Origin of the sequence: Streptomyces sp. NBC_01788, assembly GCF_035917575.1 — a bacterium.
Lineage (GTDB): Bacteria > Actinomycetota > Actinomycetes > Streptomycetales > Streptomycetaceae > Streptomyces.
On the sequence record NZ_CP109090.1, the window covers coordinates 3,063,729 to 3,085,882 of the forward strand.

The following is a 22,154-nucleotide window of genomic DNA, read 5'->3' on the forward strand; positions in this document are numbered from 1 at the left end:
TCTCGCTGCCCCACTGACCGGGTAGGCATGGCCCGAATTGAAGCAGCACTCCACGTAGCTCTCCAGCAGAAGACGCAGGCCGTCGAAGCTATTGTCATGCCCGGATCGATGCCACATGAAGTTTCCTGAAGAGTAAGTCACGCGATTCCGGAACCGTCCTCACAGCAGCTGCGTCCGTTTGATCACCTGCACGTTTCATCACGCCTGACATGACGTCGCCTCCGGGGCTCCGGCGATCCCCACACGCCTTCCCACCAGGTCATCACCCCAGGATCGGAGTTCTGTGTCTCCCGAACTGACCCCCATGCTCAAGACCGTGGTCGATCAGTCCTCCCGCGTCCTCAAGACGTACGCGGTCGATCCCGGCCTCATTCCGGAGCATGCGAACGGAGAAAGACGGATCACCCAAGGCGGTTACGGTGATCGACAGCTCTTCGAACTGGTCCAGAACGCTGCGGACGAAATCGCCGCCGCGCCCGGCGGTTCTGTCCACGTCGTCCTCACGAACACCCATCTCTACTGCGCGAACGAGGGAACCGCCGTCACACCTGAAGGGGCCGAGACGATTCTCCGGATGAGCATGTCGCGGAAACGCGGCGGCCAGATCGGACGTTTCGGGGTCGGCGTGAAGTCCGTGCTCGTCGTGACGGACACCCCACAATTCTTCAGTCGCACCGGATCCTTCGGCTTCGATCGTGAGTGGGCCTACGAGAAGATCCGTTCCGTACCCGAGGTCAAGGCCAGGCTCGGCGAGGAGTTCGAGGCGCCCGTGTTGCGCATGGCCCGTCCCCTGGACGAAGCCGTCGAACGTGCCGCCGACCCTGTACTCGACGAACTCCTCGGCTGGGCGACCACCGTCGTCCGCCTCCCGCTGCTCGACGGCGCCGCCGATCGGCTCGACCAGGACATGCACGGTGGGAAGTCGGCCGGCAGCCGGGAGGAGTTCCCTGTCGGATTCCAGCTGTTCTCTCCGCACGTCGCCAAGGTGATCCTGGAGGACCGTCGCCCGCGTCCTGTCGTGCGGCGGACCCTCACCGTCGAACGGGATCAGGGGCTGCACACCGTACGTGAGGAGCGCCCTGGCCGGCCTCCTTCGGCCAGCCGGTGGCGGGTATTCACTCTCACCCATGAGCCGACCGGAGCCGCTCGTTCCAGCGCGGGGGAGCTGCATGACCGTGTCTCTCTCGACATCTCGTGGGCCGTGCGCGAGTACGAGGAGGAGACCGCCGGAATCATGTCATCGCCCAAGGGGCGGGGCCGGTTCTGGTCGTTCTTCCCGACCAAGTACGAGATGACGCTGAGCGGGATCCTCAACGGAGCCTGGAAGACCAACGAGGATCGACAGAACCTGCTGGACTCCTCTCCGTTCAACCAGGAGATGATCCGAGTGGCAGCCCGACTGGTGGTCGAGTCCCTGCCCGGCCTGGCGCCCGCCGAGGATCCGGCCGCGTACCTTCCGCTTCTTCCCGGTCGTGCCCGCGAGTCCGAGACCGTCAGTTGGGCCGATCGCTATCTCACCGAACGGATCTGGGAGGCCACCGCCCATCGTCCGTCGCTGCCGGACCAGGACGGCCGGCTGTGCGTACCTCGCGACCTGAACATCCACCCGTCGCTCGGCAAGGACAACAAGTCGCTGGTCCGCTGGCTGACCCTGTGGAATTCGTACCCCGGACGGCCCACGAACTGGCTGCACCCGTCCGTGGAGGCCACGGATCTCCGCGCCGGCAAGGTGGAGCACATCCTGAAGGCCGCCAAGCGCCAGCGTGCCTCGGTAAGGGAGTGGTTGGAGGCCCTGGTCACCGACGGCACCGCCGGGGCGTCCGCCACCGCCGTCCGCATCGTCGCCGACATGGTTCAGTCGTCCTCGCCGTACGCGGACGAGGCCCGCACCGCGCGGATCGTGCTGACCGAGGAACACGGCATGGTTGCCCCGGTCGTCGGCAAGGTGTTCCGCCGTACCGACCAGGACGGGCTGCGCGAGTCCCTCGTGTACATCGACACCGCTCTGTCCGACGACCCGTCGCTTGCGAGCTCACTTGCCGTGCTCGGCATCCGTGACGCCGATGTCCGGGGCCGCTTCGTCAGCGTGCTGGAGCAGGGCTTCACCTCGTACGGCCCACAGGAGTGGACGCGGTTCTGGGAGCTGTTCCACCACGCTGGCAGCAGCCACCTGTCGCACGAGGTGGTCCGGCGTGTGCCCGAGCCGCTGCGGACGCTGTACGTGCGCACCTCGGACGGGCGCTTCCGACCGATGCGTGACTGCTTGCTGCCCGGCCCGGTCGTGTCGTCGGAAACGGACCCTTCCGTCACGGTCGACGACCGATTCCACTCCGACGACATGGCCTTCTTCCGCGAAGTGGGTCTGCGCGATCGGCCCACAGGGGGGCACCGCCCCGAGCAGGAGCCGTGGTTCGAGCAGTATCGCGAGGGCATGCACAAGGGGTACTGCGCGACCCTGCCCAACCAGGCGTCCCGCCCAACGCTTGCCCGGATCAAGTTGGAGGGTGCCGCAGTCGGCGGGCCGTTGCACCTGCTGCCCGAACTGTCGAAGGAGGCCCGGGCCAACTTCCTCAAGGCGTTGCCCGAGGAGGCCCTCGTCGACAACTGGACGCTGCAGGTCGGTGCACAGGTCGGTACCCGTCGGGCCGTGGCCTCGCCGATGCGCTGGATGCTGAAGCGGCACGGCCGGGTCCCGACATCGCAAGGAATCCGCCCCATCGCCGAGGCCGTCGGCCCACAGCTCGCCGCCTACAGCGACGTGCTGCCGGTCGCGCAGATCAGCGCCGAGAAGGCCCGGAAGCTTCGTCTGGCCACCAGCGTCGAAGACGTGCCCGACTCCTTCTGGGACCAGCTCCTGGAAAAGCTCCAGCACAGCGAGGACGACGCCTTCGTCGGCAATACGTACGTTCTTCTGACGCGCTTGGAGGTGTCCTTTCCCGACTCGCTCACGCGGTGCCGCATCGGCGACGAGTGGGGCACACGCCCCGACGGCGAGATCGCTGTCGCTTCATCGCAGGAGGAGTATCGGGCCCTGCGCTCTGAAGGACTGCCCGCGCTGCTGGCCGCGTCGGCCGAGGACGCCGCGCTGCTCGTCAAGCAGTGGGGGATGCTGCCGTACGCCGATGTGATCAGCCGCGAGACCCGGCATGAACCCGCCGGCGAACCGGTCCCGCTCAAGGAGGCGTACCCCACGCTCCGACAGATGCGCGGTTCGCAGGTGGACCAGTACGCGCTGCTGCGGTGCAAGGTACTCGAAGAAGTGACGCGAACCCCCAACGGCATGCGTCCCAGGACGCTGAACAGCAGCCTGCAGGGGTCCACGATCCTCGTGCTCGAACCGGCCACCACGCTCGAAGCCCTGATGGCCGTGGACCGTGAGCTCCGTTGGCGCATGGGAGAGTCCGGATGCAGGCGGGTTCTGGAGGCGCAGCAGCGTCAGGAGGAGGACCAGAAGGTCAAGAACGCGCTGAAGGCCGTTCGTGAGGCCGACGACGTGGTGACCAAGCTCCTCCTGCTGCTGGGTGCCGAGACCCTGCGGGATCGTCTGCCTGCCGGCCTGATGGACGGCGAGCGCGCGGAGAACGACGGAGTCGAGCCCACCGGCCATCGCATCGCACAGATGGGATTCAACGCGCACGGAGACAGCGTCCTGCAGGTGCACGCCCGTGACCTGCAGAACCTCTACCCGAGCCATGCCCCGGCGTCGTTCACGGGCGCCTCCACCGCGGTGGCGTTCGTGACGGATCTCCGTTTCCCGGACGCCTTCGCCGGATTCCGGGCGCCGTCGTTGGAGTCGCGGATCGACGTGGACGGACCGCGGCACTTTCCGCGGCTGCACGACTACCAAGAGCGGCTGGCCGCCAACGTCTTCACCATGTTGGACCGGATCGTCCCGCAGCGCGGCATGCTGTCCCTGCCGACCGGTGCGGGCAAGACGCGTGTGACTGCCGAGGCAGTGATCCGCTGGGTCAAGCAGGCCGGTCGCCTCGACGGGCCGATCCTGTGGATCGCTCAGACCGAGGAGTTGTGCGAACAGGCCGTCCAGAGCTGGAAGTTCGTCTGGGAGAAAGTCGGCGCCGAGACGCCGCTGGCGATCAATCGACTGTGGTCGACGAACGAGGCGGGTCCCGTCACCGACCGACCGCAGTTGGTCGTCGCCACGGACGCCAAGCTTCAGCAGCCGAATTGTCTCGCCGCGGATGCCTACGCCTGGCTGCGTGACCCCGCCCTCGTCATCGTCGACGAGGCACACACCGCCATCACCCCTCGCTATACCGAGATCCTGGCACACCTGGGACTGACGACGTCGCGCACCGACCGTCATCTCCTGGGGCTCACCGCGACGCCGTTCCGCAACACCAACCAGGACGAGACGCGCCGTCTGATCAATCGCTTCGGTGGCCGGCGTCTTGACGACGGGGTCTTCGCAGGCGGCGACGCGTACGCCGAGCTGCAGGAACTCGGCATGCTGGCACAGGTCGAGCACCGCCTGCTGCGAGGCGGCACGATCACCCTGACCCGTGAGGAGAAGGAGCGTGCCGAACAGTTGAGCATTCTGTCCAGGGCGGCCGAGCAGCGGCTGGCCGACGACCACGACCGCAGCACCCGTATCGTGTCCGAGATCTCGGCCATGCCGAAGGACTGGCCGGTGCTGGTCTTCGCGACCTCGGTCGACCACGCCAAGTACTTGGCGGCGAAGCTGCGAGACCTGGACATCACCGCCACCGCCGTCGACTCCACCACGTCGGCCAGTGAACGTCGCCGACGCATCGACGACTTCCGAGCGGGCCGGACCCGTGTTCTCACCAACTACGGCGTCCTCACCCAGGGCTTCGACGCCCCCGCCACCCGAGCTGTTGTCGTCGCTCGCCCGGTGTACAGCCCCAACGTGTACCAGCAGATGATCGGGCGCGGTCTGCGTGGTCCCCTCAACGGCGGCAAGGAGACCTGCCTGATCCTCAACGTCCGCGACAACATCCAGAACTTCGACACCGCCCTCGCCTTCACCCAGTTCGAGCACCTGTGGAGCAGCAAGTGACCGATCCTCACGGTGACAGCCCTCCGCTCACCGACGAGCAGCAGGCCGTCGTCGACCTCCCCTGGGACACCCGCCTCCTGGTCATGGCAGGGGCGGGTTCCGGCAAGACCCACACAGTCGTGCGCCGCCTCGACGCCCTGGTGGGGCACGAGGATCCGGAGGAGGCGCTGGAGGCGGGTGAGATCCTCGTCCTGAGTTTCTCCCGCGCCGCTGTCCGTGAACTGCGGGACCGGATCGCCCGACACGGCGATCGGGCCCGCAGGGTGCGGGTCCAGACCTTCGACTCGTGGGCGTACCAGTTGCTCGTGCAGGCCTACCCGGACGAGGAATGGGCGGCGCGCAGCTTCGACGATCGCATCCGCGCAGCCGCGGATGCGATCGAGAAGGGCGCGGTGGAAGCCACCGAGCTCGGTGCTCCCTCGCATGTGGTGATCGACGAGGCACAGGATCTGGTGGGCGACCGTCGAGACCTGGTGGAGGCCTTGCTCGACCGCTTCCAGCGTTCCTGCGGGTTCACCGTGGTCGGCGACTCCGCCCAGGGCATCTACGGCTTCCAGATCGAGGACCCGACGGAGCGAGCCGGGGAGACGGATCGGTTCTTCGCGTGGCTGCGAGAGTCCTACGACGACCTCGTCGAACTCAGTCTGACCGCGAACTTCCGTGCGAAGAGCGCTGACGCCCGTACCGCCCTCGCCCTCGGCCCCCGACTGCAGAACCTGACCATCTCCCCGAACGGCCTGGAGACCGCGGCCGCGACGCTCCACGCCGAGCTGCGCGACCGGCTGCTCGATCTGCCTGACCTCGGAGACCTGACCGACGGGTTCGCGCTGGACGCGTTGAAGGCGTTCCCCGGCACCTGCGCGATCCTCACCCGTGACAACCGTCAGGCGCTCGCCGTCTCGGAACTCTTGCACGAGCACGGGGTGGAACACGCGCTGAAGCGTTCGCTGCAGGACCGGGTCGTGCCGTACTGGGTGGCCGAGCTGCTGCGCCGGAGCGAGTCATTGACTCTCACCGAGGATCGTTTCCTGGAGCTGCTCGCAGAGATCCCGTTGCCTCCGGGCGTCGAGCCGCAGCGATGCTGGCGGTCGTTGCGTGCTCCGACCCGACGCACGGGCCGCGGCCTCGTCGATGTTGCCGCCGTACGGCGTCTGGTGGCAGAAGGTCGTTTCCCCGACGAGCTGGGGGACCCGGAATCGGCTCGGTTGATCGTCTCCACGGTTCACCGGGCCAAGGGCCTGGAGTACGACCGCGTACTGCTGCTGTCGCCCCCTTCCATCGCCGAGCTGCAGAAGACGCACCAAGATCTCGACGTGCCGGCCGAGGCGCGGGCTCTCTACGTGGCCATGACGCGGGCCCGCGAGGACCTGTATCACGCGGCAGGCCCGGACACCTCCCGTATACGGCGCCACCGCGCCACCGGCCGCTGGTACCTGGGCGGTTGGAAGAAGTACGAGCGTTACGGCATCCAGGCCCGGCCCGGAGACATCCACCGTGAGGAGCCTCCCAACTCGCACGACGCGGACATGTCTGCGGTCGAGACGCAGACCTACCTGTTGGAGCACGCTCGTCCCGGGGATGCGGTGACGCTACGGATGCGTCATCCGCTCCCCGTGGAACCAGGCCAGAGCCCGCCGTACGACCTGGTCCATCGCGATCGAGTCATCGGCGAGGCCTCCGAGCGCTTCCGTCGTGACCTGCATGCCGTGGAGATGATCTCGCGCTCCTGGGAGGTCACCTGGCCCGCCGAGATCGTCGGCCTGCGCGTGGACACTCTGGAGACGGTCGCGGGCAGCACAGCGGCCGGGGCCAACACCGGCCTCGGCGGCCACGGGGTATGGATCGCCCCTCGCATCACCGGAATCGGAAGGTATCGACGCGGAGAACGCGCCGTCGGGGAGGAACAAGGATGACGCACGGGAAGAACCCGCACGCCGAGCACTATCGGGTCCGTGAGGAGCTGGTGGCCCGGCTGCGCCGCGAGCTCCTCGGACCGGACGTCGAGGCGGGGGACGACCCGGTCGATGTCCTCACCCAGGACGCCCCGATCACCCGCTACCCGATCGGTGTGCTGTACCCGAGGGCCGCCGACCGCGAGGGCCGACGTCGGCAGATGGAGGACGCCGAAGAGAATGAAGGGCTGGACGAGGCACCGCTGCCCGGCAACGACAGCCGCGACGAGACGGGTGACTCCGTCGAACCACCGGTCTCCGGTGATCGACGGCCCTCGACCATGGGCCTCACCTTCGCCGTGGCACCCCAAGTCAGTTCCGAGATCGTGATCTCCGCGCGTGCCGCCGTGTACGACCCCGTGGACGCCGAGGGTCGGCCGGTCTCGGCCCGGCGAGCGGAAGCCAGGACCACGAGTGACCAGCGCGAGCACTGGCGACGACGGGAACTGGAGCTACCGGACACAACGGTCGACGTCACACGGCCCGGGCCGCTCGAGCCGACTCCCGTTCTCGCCGATGGTGTGGAGTTGCACGTCCTCGTACGACCGGCCGGCACGTCCTCCGGCACGGTCACCGTCACGGTCACCCTGATCAATAAGCAGGTCGTGGGCGAACGGGAGCTCCAGGACGCGTTCGCCCTGTTCCAGCCGAGCCTGAGGATCAGGGCGGCCAACGGCGCGTCCGCGTTCGTGGACCGCCCAGCCGCTCTGTCCGCCGTCGACTCGGAGTTGGCCACGAGTCGCCTGCTGTACCGCCATGCCCCCACCTTCGCCGTGGGACACGGCTGCTCCGCCGACTGGGACTGGACGCCCCCGCCGGTCGGTCTGACCGACATAGAGCGTGCTGCGATCGACGAGATCCGCTCCGAGTTCCTGCCCTCGCACGAAGTGCTGCTGACCGACTCCAACCCGGAGATCGACGACTCCGCCCTCGGCATGCTCGGCCTCGCCGAGCGCCCCGACACCGAGGTGCTCGATGCGTTGCGCGGGCTGGCCCGAGGGTACGAGCAGTGGATCGAGGCCAAGGCCTCGGAGGCCGCCTCGCTTGCCGGCACCTTCTACGAGGAGCCCGCGCACGAACGACTCGACGCCTGCCGCGAAGCCCTCGGGCGCATGCGGGAGGGCATCCGGATCCTGTCGGACAAGCCGGAGGTCATGGAGGCCTTCCGGCTGGCCAACCGGGCGATGGCGGAGCAGCGTGCGCGCAGCGTCTGGGTGAAGGCCGGCCGTACGGGTACGCCCGACCTGTCGGTCCAGCGCTGGCGACCGTTCCAGATCGCTTTCATGCTCCTGTGCCTGCGCGGCGTCGACGACCCGAACCACCCCGATCGCAAGATCTCGGATCTGCTCTGGTTCCCCACAGGCGGTGGCAAGACCGAGGCCTACCTCGGGCTGATCGCCTTCACCACGTTTCTGCGCCGGCTGCGCCTCGGGGCGGACGGCGGTGGCGTCACCGTGCTCATGCGGTACACGCTGCGGCTGCTCACCCTCCAGCAGTTCGAACGCGCCACGATCCTCATCTGCGCGATGGAGCTGATGCGCAGGGCCGACCCGAACCGTCTGGGCGAGGAGGGCATCTCGATCGGCATGTGGGTCGGCAAGTCGGCCACGCCGAACGATCTGAAGACGGCCGACGAGAAGCTGCTCAAACTGCGCGGAGGGCAGAGCCTGCAGAAGGAGAACCCGGTTCAGCTGCACGCCTGCCCCTGGTGCGGCACGGCACTGGACGCCCACAACTACTCCGTGGACGAGGACGACGTCCGCATGGACGTGCGCTGCCCCGGCCCCGGCTGTGACTTCGCCTCCGGCCTGCCGGTGAACCTCGTGGACCAGACGGTCTACAAGGCTCGCCCCACCCTTGTCATCGCCACTGTCGACAAGTTCGCCTCCATGCCGTGGCGCGAGCAGACGGCGGCACTGTTCAACCTGGACCGTCCCGGCGACGCAACCCCGCGTCCAGAGCTGATCGTCCAGGACGAACTCCACCTGATCTCCGGCCCGCTCGGCACCCTGACCGGCTTGTACGAGACGGCCGTCGACGCCCTCGCCGACCAGCCGAAGGTGATCGCCTCCACGGCGACCATCCGTCGCGCGGCCGACCAGGGACGGAACCTCTTCGACCGGGACGTACGCCAGTTCCCGCCGGCCGGTCTGGACGCGCGGGACTCCTGGTTCGCCGTGGAGACCGGTCGTGACACCAAGGCCAGTCGACGCTACGTAGGGCTGCTCGCCCCTGGCACCAGCCAGTCGACCCTCCTCATCCGCACGTACTCGGCCCTGCTTCACCAGGCCATGTGCGCGACGACGAGCGTCGAGGTCCGGGACGCGTACTGGACGCTGGTCGGCTACTTCAACAGTCTTCGCCTGCTGTCGGCCGCCGAGCTCCAGGTGAATGACGACGTCGAGGACTACCTGCGGCTCCTCGCCGATCGCGACGGCACCGAAGTGCGCCCCTCGAACCGCTACTCGGAACTGACGAGCCGGGTCGACGCGAGCCTGATTCCGGCCCGGCTCAAGGAGATCGAGAAGCGCTACCCGGATGCCGACGTCCGCGACGTCCTCCTGGCCACCAACATGATCGCCGTCGGCGTCGACGTGGATCGTCTCGGCCTGATGGCGGTAATGGGCCAACCCCAGACCACGGCCGAGTACATCCAGGCCACCAGCCGCGTGGGCCGCGCCCACCCGGGCCTGGTCGCCGTGATGCTGAACTCGACCCGGCCCCGGGACCGTTCGCACTACGAAAACTTCCTGCATTTCCATTCCGCGCTCTACCGCGAGGTGGAGTCGACGTCCGTGACGCCGTTCTCCGCCCGTTCGCGCGACCGCGGTCTGCACGCAGTGATCGTGGCGCTGACTCGCATCCTTGTCCCCGAGGCCCGGGCGAACGATGCCGCCGGTCGGATCGACGCGTACGTGGACCGCTTGTACTCGGAGATCAAGCCGTTGCTGACGAGCCGCGTTTTCCAGGTCGCTCATGAGGAACTGCAGGACACCTCCGACGCCTTCGACGAATTCGTCGACTGGTGGCAGGAGATGGCGAGCGGACACGGGGGGCTGCTGTACGTGCCCGATCGCCGCAGTCCCGCTCCCGCCCTACTCAAACCGTTCGACGACGAGTCCGAGGACACCGCCGGCTGGCGCACCCTGTGGAGCCTGCGCGATGTCGATGCCGAGTCCGGTCTTTTTCTGGAGGCTTCCCGATGACCCCGCCCGCCGCGCGGCGCAGCCGTCGTACCGACGGTGACTCGGCCGCGCCCCGCCTCGCCCTCCCTCGTCGCGGGTCGGTCCGCCGCTCCCAGATGATCACCACGTATGGAGTCGGATCGCTGATTGCCGTCGACAACGAGTCGTTCATCGTCTCCGGCATCGACGACGCCCACCGGAGCTGGGCCCTCGACGAAGCGCCGATCATCCATGAGCACCGTCTCGCCCGGGTCCTGGGAGTGAAGCACTTCCGGCTGCCCCCGGCCTCCGAGGACACGAGCAAGGACGGAGTACGCGTCCGGCGCTTCCCGCTCTGGCACTCGTGCCCGAGCTGCCAGTGCTTGCAACACATCCGGGACTTCAATCCCCCGACGAACAAGAACGTCTGCACGGACTGCGACGACGAGCCCCTGGTGCCATCCCGTTTTGTCGTGGCCTGCGAGGACGGACACCTCGACGACTTCCCCTACTGGAAGTGGCTGCACCGCAAGAACCGCGAGGACGGCGCGACCGGTCGCTGCGGCGGGGAGATGAGCATGCGCTTCTCCGGTCGGAGCGCCTCGCTGCGTTCCGTGATCATCTCGTGCACGTGCGGTGTGTCGGAAGTGTCCATGGAGGGCTCCTTCCGTCGCTCCGCCCTGACCGATCTCGGGGTGAGGTGCGAGGGCAGACGCCCCTGGCTCAAGGGCGCACCCGCCGAGTTCTGCCGTCAGGCGCCGCGCACACTCCAACGTGGTTCGTCCTCGGTCTGGCAGCCGGTACTGAAGTCCGCCCTCTCCATCCCGCCGTGGAGCGACGGTCTCGCCGCAAAGCTCTCCGAGCATTGGGAGACCCTGCGCTCGTTCTCGTCCCGCATGGAGATCGAGATCTACCTCAAGGGAGCGTTCCGGGGCGACGACTCGGTCACGGCCGACGCCGTAGTGGAGTTGCTGGCGGCCGAGCAGGAGGAGGACCCGGATCGGGAGAGCGACGCGGACGCCGGTGCGGTGAGCCCCTACCAGGCCCTGCGCCGCCAGGAGTACGAGCGGCTCTGCTCCGGCAACGCGCTGCGGGACAAAGGTCGCGAGGAGCAGTTCATCTGTGAGCCGCCGGTATCGAACCCGGAGGTTCTCGAGCCGTTCGGTGCAGCCAGGCCAATGTTGGTGAAGCGCCTGCGCGAGGTGCGGGCGCTCAAGGCGTTCACACGCATCGCGGACGCGGAGTCGAGTTCCGAGAGCCATGAGGCGGCCCTGTCCCTCACTCCCACCGACTGGCTCCCGGCGATGGAAGTGAGCGGTGAGGGCGTCTTCGTACGCCTGGACGAGAGCCGGCTGGACGAATGGGCCGAGTCCCACGCGGTGGCTGCACGCGTCGAGCAACTGCGCACCAACCACGACCGCATGCTGCAGGAACGGGCCGCGGATCCGGCCGAGGCGCCTGTCTCACCCGCCACGCCCCGTCTGGTGCTACTGCACACTCTGGCGCATGTGCTGATCAACGAGTGGAGCTTGGACGCCGGTTATCCCGCAGCGGCACTGCGCGAGCGCCTGTATACGGACGACACCATGGCCGGCTTCCTCATCTACACGGCGACCAGCGACTCTGCCGGCAGCCTCGGTGGCGTGGTGGCCCAGGGCGAGCCCGACCGCCTTGCCGAGGCGCTGCACTCGGCGCTGAGACGTGCCACCTGGTGCTCGGCCGACCCCCTGTGCGTCGAGGCAGGGGCGTCCGGCATCGGGGGCGCGAACCGGGCCGCGTGCCATGCCTGCGCGATGCTTCCCGAGACGAGTTGCGAGTACAACAACATCCTGCTCGACCGCGCCCTGTTGGTGGGAACTCCGGAGGACCCCTCGGTGGGATTCTTCCGGCAGGTACTGACGGTCTGAGGCGAGTCTCACCGCCCGCTCGCCGACAGAGCGGTCTCGAAGCGACTCTGCGCGTGGTCGAGCACCTCTTCCACGTCACAGCCGTGAGCTCGGAGCCAGCGGAGGAAGTCCGTGATCACGTCGATCACGGACTCCTCCGCCACCGCCCGGCTCACCCTGCCGGGCCCGCGTTCGTAGGAGCAGAACTGCGGCCTCAACGTCGCGTACATGTTCAACAGCGCCTCGGCCCGCGTCACCGACGGGTCGTGCCCGTCGCCGGCAATTTGGGGCAGTCCCGTGGCCAGTTCGCACCACGTCACCTTGCGGTCCTCGCGAAGCTGGACGCCCCAGCGGTCCGTGATCGCCTCGACGAGCGCCATGCCTCGCCCGCCCTCGCCATCGACTTCTGCGGCCACGAGGGTGGGCAGCGCCCGGGTGTCGGGGTCGTGGACCTCGATACGCAGGGATGAACCGTTCATCAGGACGGCGAGGGTGGTGGGCGTTCCTGCGCCGACGTGGGTGATGACGTTGGCCACGAGTTCGCTCACACAGAGCTGCGCCTCGTCCACGAGGTCTCGCAGTCCCCAATTGCCGAGGTGTTCGCGCACTCTGCGACGCAGGACCGCCACCTCTTCCTCCAGAGCCGTGAACTCCACGGTCCACGGCGTTCTCACCATGCATGTACCTGGGATCACTTCCGAGCCAACCCTTCGTCGCTCGCGGGTCCGTGCGGACGCCGGCGCTTCGGTCCGGCCCCACATCGGTCGTCCTTCACCGTCAGGATGGCCGGCGCGAATCCCGCCGTGCAATGTGCACGGAGAGAATCCCACCATCGGGTGATTGGCGATCCGCACCCTTGGCGCAGAGACTGAACGCTGTTTCGACATGAAGGGGTCCAGATGGCCGGATCACCGACGGCACGCCGCCGTCGCCTGTCCATCGAGCTGAAGAAGCTCCGGGAGAAGAACACCTTGACCTGCGCCCAGGTCGGGGCGGCCCTGGACTGGAGCGGCTCCAAGGTCAACCGGATGGAGACCGGCAGCGGGCGAATCCAGCCCTCCGACATCGACGCGTTGTGCCGGTTCTACGACACCGGCGACGAACTTCGGGAGTTCCTCAAGTCCCTGGCGCGACAGGCCAAGACGCGCGGCTGGTGGCAGGTCCACGGGTCGGGAGTGCCCGAGTGGTTCTCGATCTACATCGGCCTCGAACAGGATGCGTCCACGCTGCGCCAGTACCAGTCGGAAGTCCTGCCCGGTCTCGTGCAGACCGAGGCCTACGCCCGGGAACTGCACACGTGCGGTTCGTACATGCCTCCCGAGGACATCGATCGGGCGGTGCGGGTACGGCTGGAGCGCCAGTCCATGCTCAGTGCCCCCGGTGCTCCCGACTGCTGGTTCATCGTGAACGAGGGTGCGGTGCGCAGAGTCGTCGGCGAACGGGAGTTGATGCGGGCACAACTGGAGCACGTACTGGAGGCGGCGGAGCAGCCAAGTGTGACGTTGCAGGTACTCCCCTTCGACGCCGGCACCTGCCCGACCACGGGACCGTTCACCATGTTGGGCTTCCCCGATCCGGAAGACCCCGACATCGTGTACCGGGACGGCATCACGGATGCGATGTACTTGGAAGGGGAACCTCATGTCCGTGAGTACACCCGAGCGTTCGACGAGTTGAGGGCGGCGGCCCTGAGCCCACGGCGAACGATCCAGTTGATCAAAAGCGTTGTGAAGGAGTACGGACGGTGAACGTCGACCTCAGCGGCGCAGAGGCTCCGGGACCATGGGTCAGGTCGAGCTACAGCAACGGCGCCGGAGGCGAATGCGTGGAGTGCGCTCACGCCGGTGAGCAGGTACTCGTACGTGACACCAAGCTCGGCGGCGCTTCCGTCGCGACGATCGCGTCGCCGGCGTGGCGCGCCTTCACGGGCGCACTGCGCGAAGGATGGCTCGAGCGCCTTTGATCTGCAGGTAGCGGCACCAGCAGCAGGGAAACGTTGGTGTGCAATGGACGAAGCAATCGCACTACAACGTCTTCGAGGCCGCGCTCCCAAGTGACAGTCCGTGGTGTTCGCATGCACCGCCGGGGTCCTCGCCGGCGTCCTGGCTGGCAGGCCGGGGCGGGACTTCGCGATGGGCGCCGCACAGACTCCCATGAGAACGCTGCGCTCCACTGGGCATGGAGTTACAAGGATCTGGGGAATCTGGTCGCAAATGGTCTCCAGCGACTAGGTAAAGAGGTACCGGGCCCGTTCTTACTCCAAGTGGTCGTGCACGACGTCGAGGAACACCTGCCGGCTTGGACGGATAGAGGCCCAGACCTTCTCGTCCTGCGGTTCTCCGGAGTCGTCGGGGCCGTTTCTGATCACGTCGCGAACCGCGAACGCGACTCCCCGGGCCGCCTCGTTCACCTCGCGTGCGCACACCATGTGGATCGTCTTCTGCGTCACCCACACCCTGTCGACGGCCTGTCGGGCGCGCGCTTCCCACTGCTCGTCGGCCTCATGGTGGTGATAGCGGTCCACGGCGACCCGTTCGGCCGCCTGCACTGCTGCCAAGAAGGCTACGAGGTGGGTGAGCTGTTCGTTGCGTCGCGTCTCGTCGCGTTCACGCGTGGTGCGCCGCACCTCGGCCCGCTCCGCGGCGCGCCCCAACGAGTGCTGGGCCAGGAAGAAGATGAGGCCACCGGCTCCTACACCAATGAGCGTTGTCCAAACCATGCCCGGACTGTGGCATCGGAGTGGTCACCGTCTCCGCGATTTGGGATATATCGGGAATGCGCGACTTCCCATGGTGCATACGAGCCGGCGCCGGTCTCAACAGCGGCCTCTCCGATACCGGGAGTTCTCCTGCGACCCACCCGCCACACCACGCCTGATCTGCACCTTCCTGTCGTGCGGCCTTGCGCGGGGGCGACCTTGGGGCGAACCTGGAAGCCGCCCGTCGAGGGCTGCGGCAACGGGCGTGGGGGGCCATGGCTGTCTGTGCCGAGCTGTCGGATTTCGGGACCGCGCACGCCGAGGTGGGCCGAGGGCCAGTACGGACAGATCCAAGGGGGAGTGGCCATGCCGGCTTCGATCACCGGGCGTGTGGGGCCGCTGGCCGGGCGGCGGTTCCCTGTCGGCGCCGCGCCGGTCACCTTCGGGCGCAGTAGTGACAGCAGTGTCGTGATCGCCAGCGGGCGGGCCTCGCGCCTGCACGCGGAGGTGCTGCGCGAGGCGGGCCGCTACGTCCTGTACGACCGCGGAAGCCGCAACGGGACGCTGGTCAACGGCAATAAGGTGACGTCCCACGTCCTTGCCTCCGGTGACGAGATCACCATCGGCGACGAGGTCTTCGGCTTCGAGATCCCCGAGTCGATGGAGACGATCACAGATGTCCTGGGCCCGCTCGTGACCGTCGCGCCGGGCCCGGTCCTGAACGTCACCGTCTCCGGCGGCGGGCCCGTGGGGCTGAGCTTCGCCCTGCTGCTGGAGCACCTGATGGGCCGTCGTGTGGCCATCACGATGTACGACGGCCGCTGGACCGAGGACGGTTCGCGGGTCGTCTGGAAGAACGAGGCACAGGGCAACGTCCGGCGGCAGCAGGTCGTGACCGTCCAGAGCCGCCAGTACCTGAACCTCCCCGAGGAGGTCCAGGAGCGCCTGTTCGGCGCCGGCGCGTACACCGAGATGTGGCCGGCCGGGCCGGACTCCGTGCAGGGCTACGGCCCGCGGAACATCCGGATCGCCTACGTCGAGGACGTACTCCTCGAGATGGCGAACGAGAAGTCCGACCGGATCCGGCTCGTTCCCAGCCGCTTCGACCCGGCCGAGCAGCGTGAGGCGGTGGTCAAGGACCACGTGCTCGCCATCTGCGAGGGCGGCCGTTCGCGGACCCGGGACCACCTCGCCGACAAGTTCGGCGCCCCCGACGCGTCGATCTACTCCCTGAACGGCCACCACGTCCAGGACGTCGTGCTGGGCCTGCGCGTGAAGTCCGACCTGCCGGACCCCATGGCCGTCCTGCTGACGGTGGCCCAGAACCGCTTCCTGCTCAACTCCCTCAGCGGCGAGGGCTTCCTGAACATGCGCCTGACCGACGCCGAGGCCCAGGAGGTCATCGGGGTCGACCCCGTGCGGCACGTGTTCGAGCAGTGTGTCGCCTCGCGACCCTGCCTCATGGGCCGCAACGACGAGGGCGACTTCCGCTGTTCGACCCATGGCACGCTGTTCCTGCCCGCCCTGGTCAAGGGTTCCGCCCTGTGGAAGCGCGTACTGGAGGGCCTGGTCCTCTTCGGCGTCACCGAGGAGAACCTGAGCGCCGTCACCGGGTTCCGCCTGGACATGGTGCAGCGGCCCCGCTTCACCGCCCGGCTCCACTCCGCGACGGCCGCCACCCCGGGAACGTACGGGTTCCTGCTCGGGGACGCGGCCAACGCCATCCACTTCTGGCCGGGACGCGGGCTCAACAGCGGCCTCGCGTCGGCCATCTCGCTCGCGCGCTCCCTCAGCAACGCCTGGCGGGGGAAGGCCTTCCGCGACGCCGACTTCGTCCGTCACGAGGCGGCGATGTCGATGCTCCAGTACCGGCACAAGAGCCGCGCCTGGAACGCGATGGTCACCACCGACGAGCAGGGCGACACCTGCGCGATCAAGGACACGATCGCGCAGAGCATCGAGGCGGCCGCGCCGGACGCTGCGAACGGCGCGGCCGGCAAGGCGGACGAGGCGGGCCTCGACGCGTTCATGGACCGGCTGCGGGAGATCCGCGACCGCCTCTCACCGCGGGTCCCCGGCATGCCGGACGACGCGACCCTCCGCGACCACCTGCGGAAACTGAGGCCGGAGACCGTCCGCACCCTGCTCGCGAGCGGCGCCTGGGACACCCTGACCGTCGGCGGCGAAGAGGTGGACATCGACATCTTCTACCGGCAGATCTCCTCGCCGGCACCCGTCATGAAGCAGCCCGATCCCCGTCTCAATGCCTGAGGACCACAGGAACTAGCGACGGCCGCGCTCGGCCAGTCGCTTCAGCAACCGGCTCCGCCGCTCCTCGTCGGTCGCCAGGCCCAGCGCGGTCCAGGCCATGGCGAGCCCGCCGTCCAGGACGGCGAGGTCCGCGCTCGCGGTCGTGCCGTAGCGCGTGAACTCGGGGTTGTGCATGATCGCGTCGCCGCAGTCGTAGCCGATCATGGGATGGATGGACGGCACGATCTGCGAGACGTTGCCCATGTCCGTCGAGCCGCCGCGCAGCCGGGGATCGCGCGGCGGCACGGTGCGGCCGAGGTCGCCCGCCGCCTCGCGGTACAGCGCGCACATGTCCAGGTCCTGCCGCAGATCGGCGTAGTCGTTGCCGACCGTTTCGAGCGCCAGCTCGGCGCCCGTCGCCAGTGCCCCCGCCTCGAAACAGGCGCGCACCCGGGTCTGCAGCTCCCGCAGTTCGTCGATCGTCTCGGCGCGGCAGTCGTAATCCGCCGTGGTGCGGCCGGGGATGACGTTGGGTGCCTCGCCGCCGGAGGTGACGATGCCGGAGACGACCGCGCCGGGCGTCATCTGCTGCCGGTAGGCGCTGATCGCGACCTGCGCGATCATCATCGCGTCGGCGGCGTTCACCCCGCGGTGCGGCATCGCCGCCGCGTGCGCGGTACGGCCGGTGTACGCGACCTTCCAGCTGCTGATGGCGAGCGAGGTCATGCCGATGGCGTCGGTGGGGGCGGCGTGGGCCATCATCGCCGCGGCCACGTCGTCGAAGGCCCCTCCGCGCAGCATGTCGGCCTTGCCGCCGCCGTACTCCTCGGCGGGTGTGCCGAGGAGTCTGACGGTGACGCCGATGTCGTCGGCGACCGAGGCGAGCGCGAGGGCGGCGGCGGTGGCGGCGGCGCCGTTGACGTTGTGGCCGCAGGCGTGGCCGATGCCGGGCAGGGCGTCGTACTCGGCGCAGATCCCGATGACCAGGTCTCCGGAGCCGGCGGTCGCGGTGAACGCGGTCGGCAGGTCGCACACGCCTCGTTCGACCGCGAAGCCCGCACCCTCGACCAGGTCGGCGATCTTCCGGGCGGACCGGTGCTCCTCGTAGGCGAGCTCCGGCTCGGCGTGCAGGCTGTGGCTGAGCGCGAGGATCCGGTCCTGCGCGCGGGTGAGGGTGTCGCGGCAGCGTTGCTTCAGCCGCGCGCCGGTCACGGGGCCTCCTCCGAAGCCGGCCACAGGGTCGGCGCTGGTCACAGGGCCTCCTTCACGGGGCGGCGGTAGAGCAGGGAGACGAGCGCGCCCGCGAGGGACACGGCGGCGCAGATCGCCCAGGCGTGGGTGTAGGCGGTGACGGTGGGCAGCGGCCTGCCCGCGACGGTCTCGGCGGCGAAGACCGAGAGCACCACGGCGGCGCCCAGCGAGCCGCCGACGTTGATGAGGAGTTCGTTGATGCCGGAGCCCACCGAGGTCTGATCGTGCGGTACGGCCTCGACGGCGAGGGTCCGGGTGGAGTGCTGGAGCAGCCCGCTGCCGAGACCGACGACGGCGGTGCAGGCCAGGTAGGGCACGAGGCTGCTGTGGGAGAAGTACACGGCGAGGTTCCCGGCGGCCATCAGCAGCGAGCCCGCGAACAGGGTCCGCCGGTCGGAGAGCCGTGCGGCGACGACGGGCGCGACCAGGGCGCCGAGCACCAGCGCCAGCATGTTCGGCAGCAGCGCGAACGCGGTGGCCAGCGGGGTGAGCCCGAGCCCGTAGCCCGCCTCGGCCCGCGAGGTGCTCAGGAACACCGGGTTGGCGACCAGCAGACCGAGCATGCAGGAGCTGAAGGTCAGGGTGACGATCGCGACCACGACGACGTTGCGGCGCCGGAACAGGCGCACGTCCGTGACGGGCGCCGAGGTCCGCAGCTCGGCCAGCACCCACACGGCGGTCACCAGCAGGCCGCCGACCAGACAGCCCAGGGTCTTCGCCGAGGTCCACTCCCAGCCGGGCGCGCCGCCCTGCCCGAGTCCCAGCGTGATGGCGACGAGCCCGACGCACAGCAGTCCGGCGCCGAGCCAGTCCGCGGACCCGCCCGGCCGTTCCTCGGTCTCCGGCAGCAGCGGCCAGGTGACGGCGAGGGCGAGACCCACCGCGACGGCGGGCACCCACAGCGCGGCGGTCGGCACCGCCACGTACTCGGCGATCAGGCCGCTGCTCACCGTGCCCAGTGCGAGCCCGCCGACCAGCGCGGCCACCATGAAGCTGATGCCGCGCCGGCTCTCGTCGGCGGTGCGCCGGTTGCGCAGGATGCCGACGAGCAGCGGGAAGAACCCGGCGAACGCTCCTTGGAGCACCTGCCCCGCGAGCAGCATCCCGAACGACCGGCTCAGCCCCACCAGGAGCGAGCCCGTCAGGACGATGGCCAGGTTCCAGCGCAGCACGCGGCGGTGGCCGTGCAGATCGCCCAGCCGGGACAGGATGGGCGTGAAGGCGACGCTGGAGAGCAGGTTCGCGATGCTGATCCAGTTCAGCTGGGCGACGTTCACGTGCAGGGTGGTGGTGAGCCCCTTCAGCAGCGGGCCCAGGAAGCCCTGGGTGATGCCGCTGGACAGCTCCACCAGGACCAGGGAGACGATCACCGCCGCGACCGGGGTCGGGCGGAGGGCGGATCTCGCGGGCGAAGGGGCGAGGATCGGGGTGTCGTTCATGGAAGCCGCACCTGTTCACGAAAAGTGGCTGGCGGAAAGTGCCACTCAAGGTCGCCCGAACGACTTAGTCTCGGCAATGAATCCCCGAAGATTCAGTGGAAACAAGCATTTGAGAGGTGATCGTTGGCGGATTCGGTCAAGCCCGGCGAAGCGGTGCCGTCGGCCCTGGACGCGCTGGACCACGCCATCCTCCGGCTGCTGGCCCGCGAGCCGAGAGCCGCCTGGGCGGATGTGGCGGGCCGCCTCGACGTGCATGAGCGCACCGTCGCGCGCCGGCTGGACCGGCTCATCGGCTCCGGCCTGGTGCGGTTCACGGCGTTCCTGGTGCCCGAGTACCTGGGCGAGGGACTGGTCGTGGAACTGGCGGTGCGCTGCGCGCCGGGGAAGCTGCACGCGGTGGCCCTCGCGCTCGCGCGCCGCCCGGACACACGCTCCGTGGACGTGGCCACCGGCTCGCCCGAGGTGCTGGCCGAGGTCCTCGTGCCGGGGCCCGGGCAGCTCCTGAGCACGGTGGACGGGTCGATCGCCGGCATACCCGGCGTCACCGACGTGCACACGGCGGTGGTCCTGCGGCTCCTGCTGACCGCCAACGACTGGGACCCGTACCGCCAGGAGCCCACTCCGTCCCGCCGTCGCGTCGCCGAGGGCGGTGTCCTGCCCGAGCCGCTGGTCATCGACGAGCTCGACCGCCATCTGGTGGCTCTGCTGGAGCGGGACGCGCGCATGCCCATGGCCCGGCTCGCCCGCGAGCTGTGCGTGAGCGAGACCACGGCCCGGCGCAGGCTCGCCCGGCTCATGGACTCGCACGTGCTGCACCTGCGTTTGCACGCCGAGCCCGGGGTGCTGGGCTTCCCCGTCGAGGCCCGCTTCCGGCTCTCCGTCGAGCACCGCGCGCTGGAGGTGGCCGTGCGCCGCCTGGCCCGTGAGTCCGACGTACGGCACCTGGTCATCACCACCGGCCGGGCGAACGTTCTCGGCTACTCCAGCCACCGCTCGGCCCAGGACGTGCACGACTTCACGACGCGGGTGTTCGCGGAGCTGGACGGGGTGACGGGGGCGGAGGCGGCGCTGTTGCTGCGTTCGTACAAGAGGGCCGGGGTGGTCGTCTGACCGGCCCCGGCCCCGGCCGCACGGCCCTTACGCCCGCTCCCCCGGCCCCACCGGCCAGACCACCGCCTGGGCGACGACGACGTTCTCGCCGTCGAAGGTGAGGGCGGGGCCTTCGTGGAGTCGGTAGCCGAGGTCGAGCGCCTCGCTCACGCGCCGGCAGAACGAGGCGTCGTCCGGGCCGGTCAGGACGCGGTAGCGGGGCAGTCCGTCTGGTGGTGTGGTCATGGGGGAAGGGTCTCAGGCCCGCTCGGTGTGTCCGTGAGCGGGCCGCCCTGTCGACCGGGGCTGGGGCCGGGGCCGGGTTCGGGTCCGGGTCAGCCGAACATGCCCGGTTCGTAGTCGCCCGCCGGCTGCTGGACGATGACGTTCAGGCGGTTGTAGGCGTTGATCACGGCGATGAGGGTGACCAGGGCCGCCAGCTGGTCCTCGTCGTAGTGCTTGGCGGCGTCGGCCCACGCCTCGTCGGTGACGCCGCCCGCCGCGTCGGCGAGGCGGGTGCCCTGCTCCGCCAGTTCGAGGGCGGCGCGTTCGGCCTCGGTGAAGACCTTGGCCTCGCGCCAGGCGGCGACCATGCTGAGGCGTACGGCCGTCTCGCCGGCGTGGGCGGCCTCCTTGGTGTGCATGTCGAGGCAGAAGCCGCAGCCGTTGATCTGGCTGGCGCGGATCTTCACCAGTTCCTGGGTCGACGCCGGGAGCGGCGAGTCCGTCACCGTCTTGCCCGCGGCGTTGATCTGACGGAGGAACTTGGCCGCGAGGGCGTTGCCGAAGAGGTTGAGACGGGCTTCCATCCTGGGCTCCTTGTGGTTGTTCACAGCAGTTCGCTCTGCTTTGTCCTGCTTCGCTGTGCTTCGTTGTGCTGCGCTCGTTTTCGCTTGCATACCTACGACGGGCGCGGCCCGCGATGTGTGACAGACCCGCCGCGACAATCGATGCGACCTGCGTCTCACCACCGGACGGGGTTGGCGGGCCCCGTCGATCCGCCGCCCGACGTGCGGGTTAGCCTGTTTTGTCCTACGAGTGCGGGAGGCAGTGATGACGAAGGTTCCTGCGGCAGTGGTGGCCGCGAGCGGACTGGTCGGTGGGTACGGCGTGGCCCGCTGGACCGGGAAGCGGCAGTTGGGCGGGGCCGTGCTGGCGGTCGCCGGGGCCGCGTCCGCGTGGCAGTGGCGGCAGCGGGCCGGCGGGAAGGCGGCAGGGGCGCTCACCGCCGTCTACGTCGCCGCCTTCGCCGGATCGCATCCGCTGGCCAAGAAGATGGGCGCCTGGCCGTCCGTGTTCACCGTCGCGGGCGCGGTCGCCCTCACCTCCTGGGCCGTCGCCGACCGGCGGGACGCCCGGTAGGCCCCGTCGGGAGCAGCCGGGTCGG

Annotated in this window: 15 protein-coding genes; 9 read left to right on the forward strand and 6 right to left on the reverse strand. The window is 69.0% G+C overall.

Features of this window, described 5'->3' with window-relative positions:
• Nucleotides 1–304 precede the first annotated feature (304 nt).
• The 4 genes from OIE49_RS14035 to OIE49_RS14050 are packed head-to-tail and all read left to right on the forward strand — an operon-like array spanning nt 305 to nt 12,061.
• Nucleotides 305–5,038 carry a DEAD/DEAH box helicase gene (locus OIE49_RS14035; RefSeq protein WP_326806225.1) on the forward strand — a complete coding sequence of 1,578 codons (4,734 nt, stop codon included), beginning with the start codon at nt 305–307 and terminating at the stop codon, nt 5,036–5,038.
• A complete protein-coding gene (locus OIE49_RS14040) occupies nt 5,035–6,951 on the forward strand; it encodes a UvrD-helicase domain-containing protein (RefSeq protein ID WP_326802615.1) in 1,917 nt (638 codons plus the stop codon). The genes OIE49_RS14035 and OIE49_RS14040 overlap by 4 nt, the downstream gene beginning before the upstream one ends.
• Nucleotides 6,948–10,196: a helicase-related protein gene (locus tag OIE49_RS14045; protein ID WP_326802616.1), complete on the forward strand. Its 3,249-nt coding sequence runs from the start codon at nt 6,948–6,950 to the stop codon at nt 10,194–10,196. Before OIE49_RS14040 ends, OIE49_RS14045 begins: the two co-directional genes overlap by 4 nt.
• Nucleotides 10,193–12,061, forward strand: a complete 1,869-nt coding sequence (locus OIE49_RS14050; RefSeq protein WP_326802617.1) for a DUF1998 domain-containing protein — start codon at nt 10,193–10,195, stop codon at nt 12,059–12,061. Before OIE49_RS14045 ends, OIE49_RS14050 begins: the two co-directional genes overlap by 4 nt.
• Nucleotides 12,062–12,069: 8 nt before the next feature.
• Here OIE49_RS14050 and OIE49_RS14055 read toward each other — a convergent pair whose 3' ends face one another.
• Complete coding sequence (locus OIE49_RS14055; protein WP_326802618.1) at nt 12,070–12,717, reverse strand: ATP-binding protein; 648 nt, start codon at nt 12,715–12,717, stop codon at nt 12,070–12,072.
• Nucleotides 12,718–12,939: 222 nt separating this feature from the next.
• Here OIE49_RS14055 and OIE49_RS14060 point away from each other — a divergent pair, with 222 nt between their 5' ends.
• Together OIE49_RS14060 and OIE49_RS14065 are read left to right on the forward strand one after the other, a co-directional pair.
• Nucleotides 12,940–13,788, forward strand: a complete 849-nt coding sequence (locus OIE49_RS14060) for a helix-turn-helix domain-containing protein (protein WP_326802619.1) — start codon at nt 12,940–12,942, stop codon at nt 13,786–13,788.
• Entirely contained in the window at nt 13,785–14,003 is a 219-nt protein-coding gene (locus OIE49_RS14065; RefSeq protein ID WP_326802620.1) for a DUF397 domain-containing protein, read from the forward strand. The genes OIE49_RS14060 and OIE49_RS14065 overlap by 4 nt, the downstream gene beginning before the upstream one ends.
• 291 nt (nt 14,004–14,294) lie before the next feature.
• On the opposite strand, the gene OIE49_RS14070 is transcribed toward OIE49_RS14065, so the two are convergent.
• Nucleotides 14,295–14,759, reverse strand: coding sequence for a hypothetical protein (locus tag OIE49_RS14070; protein ID WP_326802621.1), 465 nt, complete (start codon nt 14,757–14,759; stop codon nt 14,295–14,297).
• A gap of 345 nt (nt 14,760–15,104) precedes the next feature.
• Here OIE49_RS14070 and OIE49_RS14075 point away from each other — a divergent pair, with 345 nt between their 5' ends.
• Nucleotides 15,105–17,009, forward strand: a complete 1,905-nt coding sequence (locus OIE49_RS14075) for an FHA domain-containing protein (RefSeq protein ID WP_326802622.1) — start codon at nt 15,105–15,107, stop codon at nt 17,007–17,009.
• Nucleotides 17,010–17,021: 12 nt separating this feature from the next.
• Here the strand turns inward: OIE49_RS14075 and OIE49_RS14080 are convergent, their stop codons facing one another.
• The gene (locus tag OIE49_RS14080) at nt 17,022–18,242 is read right to left on the reverse strand and encodes a M20 family metallopeptidase (RefSeq protein ID WP_326802623.1); all 1,221 of its coding nucleotides are present in this window, start codon (nt 18,240–18,242) and stop codon (nt 17,022–17,024) included.
• On the reverse strand, nt 18,239–19,678 hold the full coding sequence (locus tag OIE49_RS14085; protein ID WP_326802624.1) for an MFS transporter: 1,440 nt from the start codon (nt 19,676–19,678) through the stop codon (nt 18,239–18,241). The genes OIE49_RS14080 and OIE49_RS14085 overlap by 4 nt, the downstream gene beginning before the upstream one ends.
• Nucleotides 19,679–19,801: 123 nt before the next feature.
• On the opposite strand from OIE49_RS14085, the gene OIE49_RS14090 reads away from it, so the two are divergent.
• Nucleotides 19,802–20,788, forward strand: a complete 987-nt coding sequence (locus OIE49_RS14090; RefSeq protein ID WP_326802625.1) for an Lrp/AsnC family transcriptional regulator — start codon at nt 19,802–19,804, stop codon at nt 20,786–20,788.
• Between the two features lie 27 nt (nt 20,789–20,815).
• Here the strand turns inward: OIE49_RS14090 and OIE49_RS14095 are convergent, their stop codons facing one another.
• Both OIE49_RS14095 and OIE49_RS14100 read right to left on the reverse strand, forming a co-directional pair.
• Nucleotides 20,816–21,013: a DUF1737 domain-containing protein gene (locus tag OIE49_RS14095; protein WP_326802626.1), complete on the reverse strand. Its 198-nt coding sequence runs from the start codon at nt 21,011–21,013 to the stop codon at nt 20,816–20,818.
• Between the two features lie 89 nt (nt 21,014–21,102).
• Complete coding sequence (locus OIE49_RS14100) at nt 21,103–21,576, reverse strand: carboxymuconolactone decarboxylase family protein (protein ID WP_326802627.1); 474 nt, start codon at nt 21,574–21,576, stop codon at nt 21,103–21,105.
• Between the two features lie 244 nt (nt 21,577–21,820).
• Here OIE49_RS14100 and OIE49_RS14105 point away from each other — a divergent pair, with 244 nt between their 5' ends.
• Nucleotides 21,821–22,129 carry a hypothetical protein gene (locus OIE49_RS14105; RefSeq protein ID WP_326802628.1) on the forward strand — a complete coding sequence of 103 codons (309 nt, stop codon included), beginning with the start codon at nt 21,821–21,823 and terminating at the stop codon, nt 22,127–22,129.
• Nucleotides 22,130–22,154: the final 25 nt, after the last annotated feature.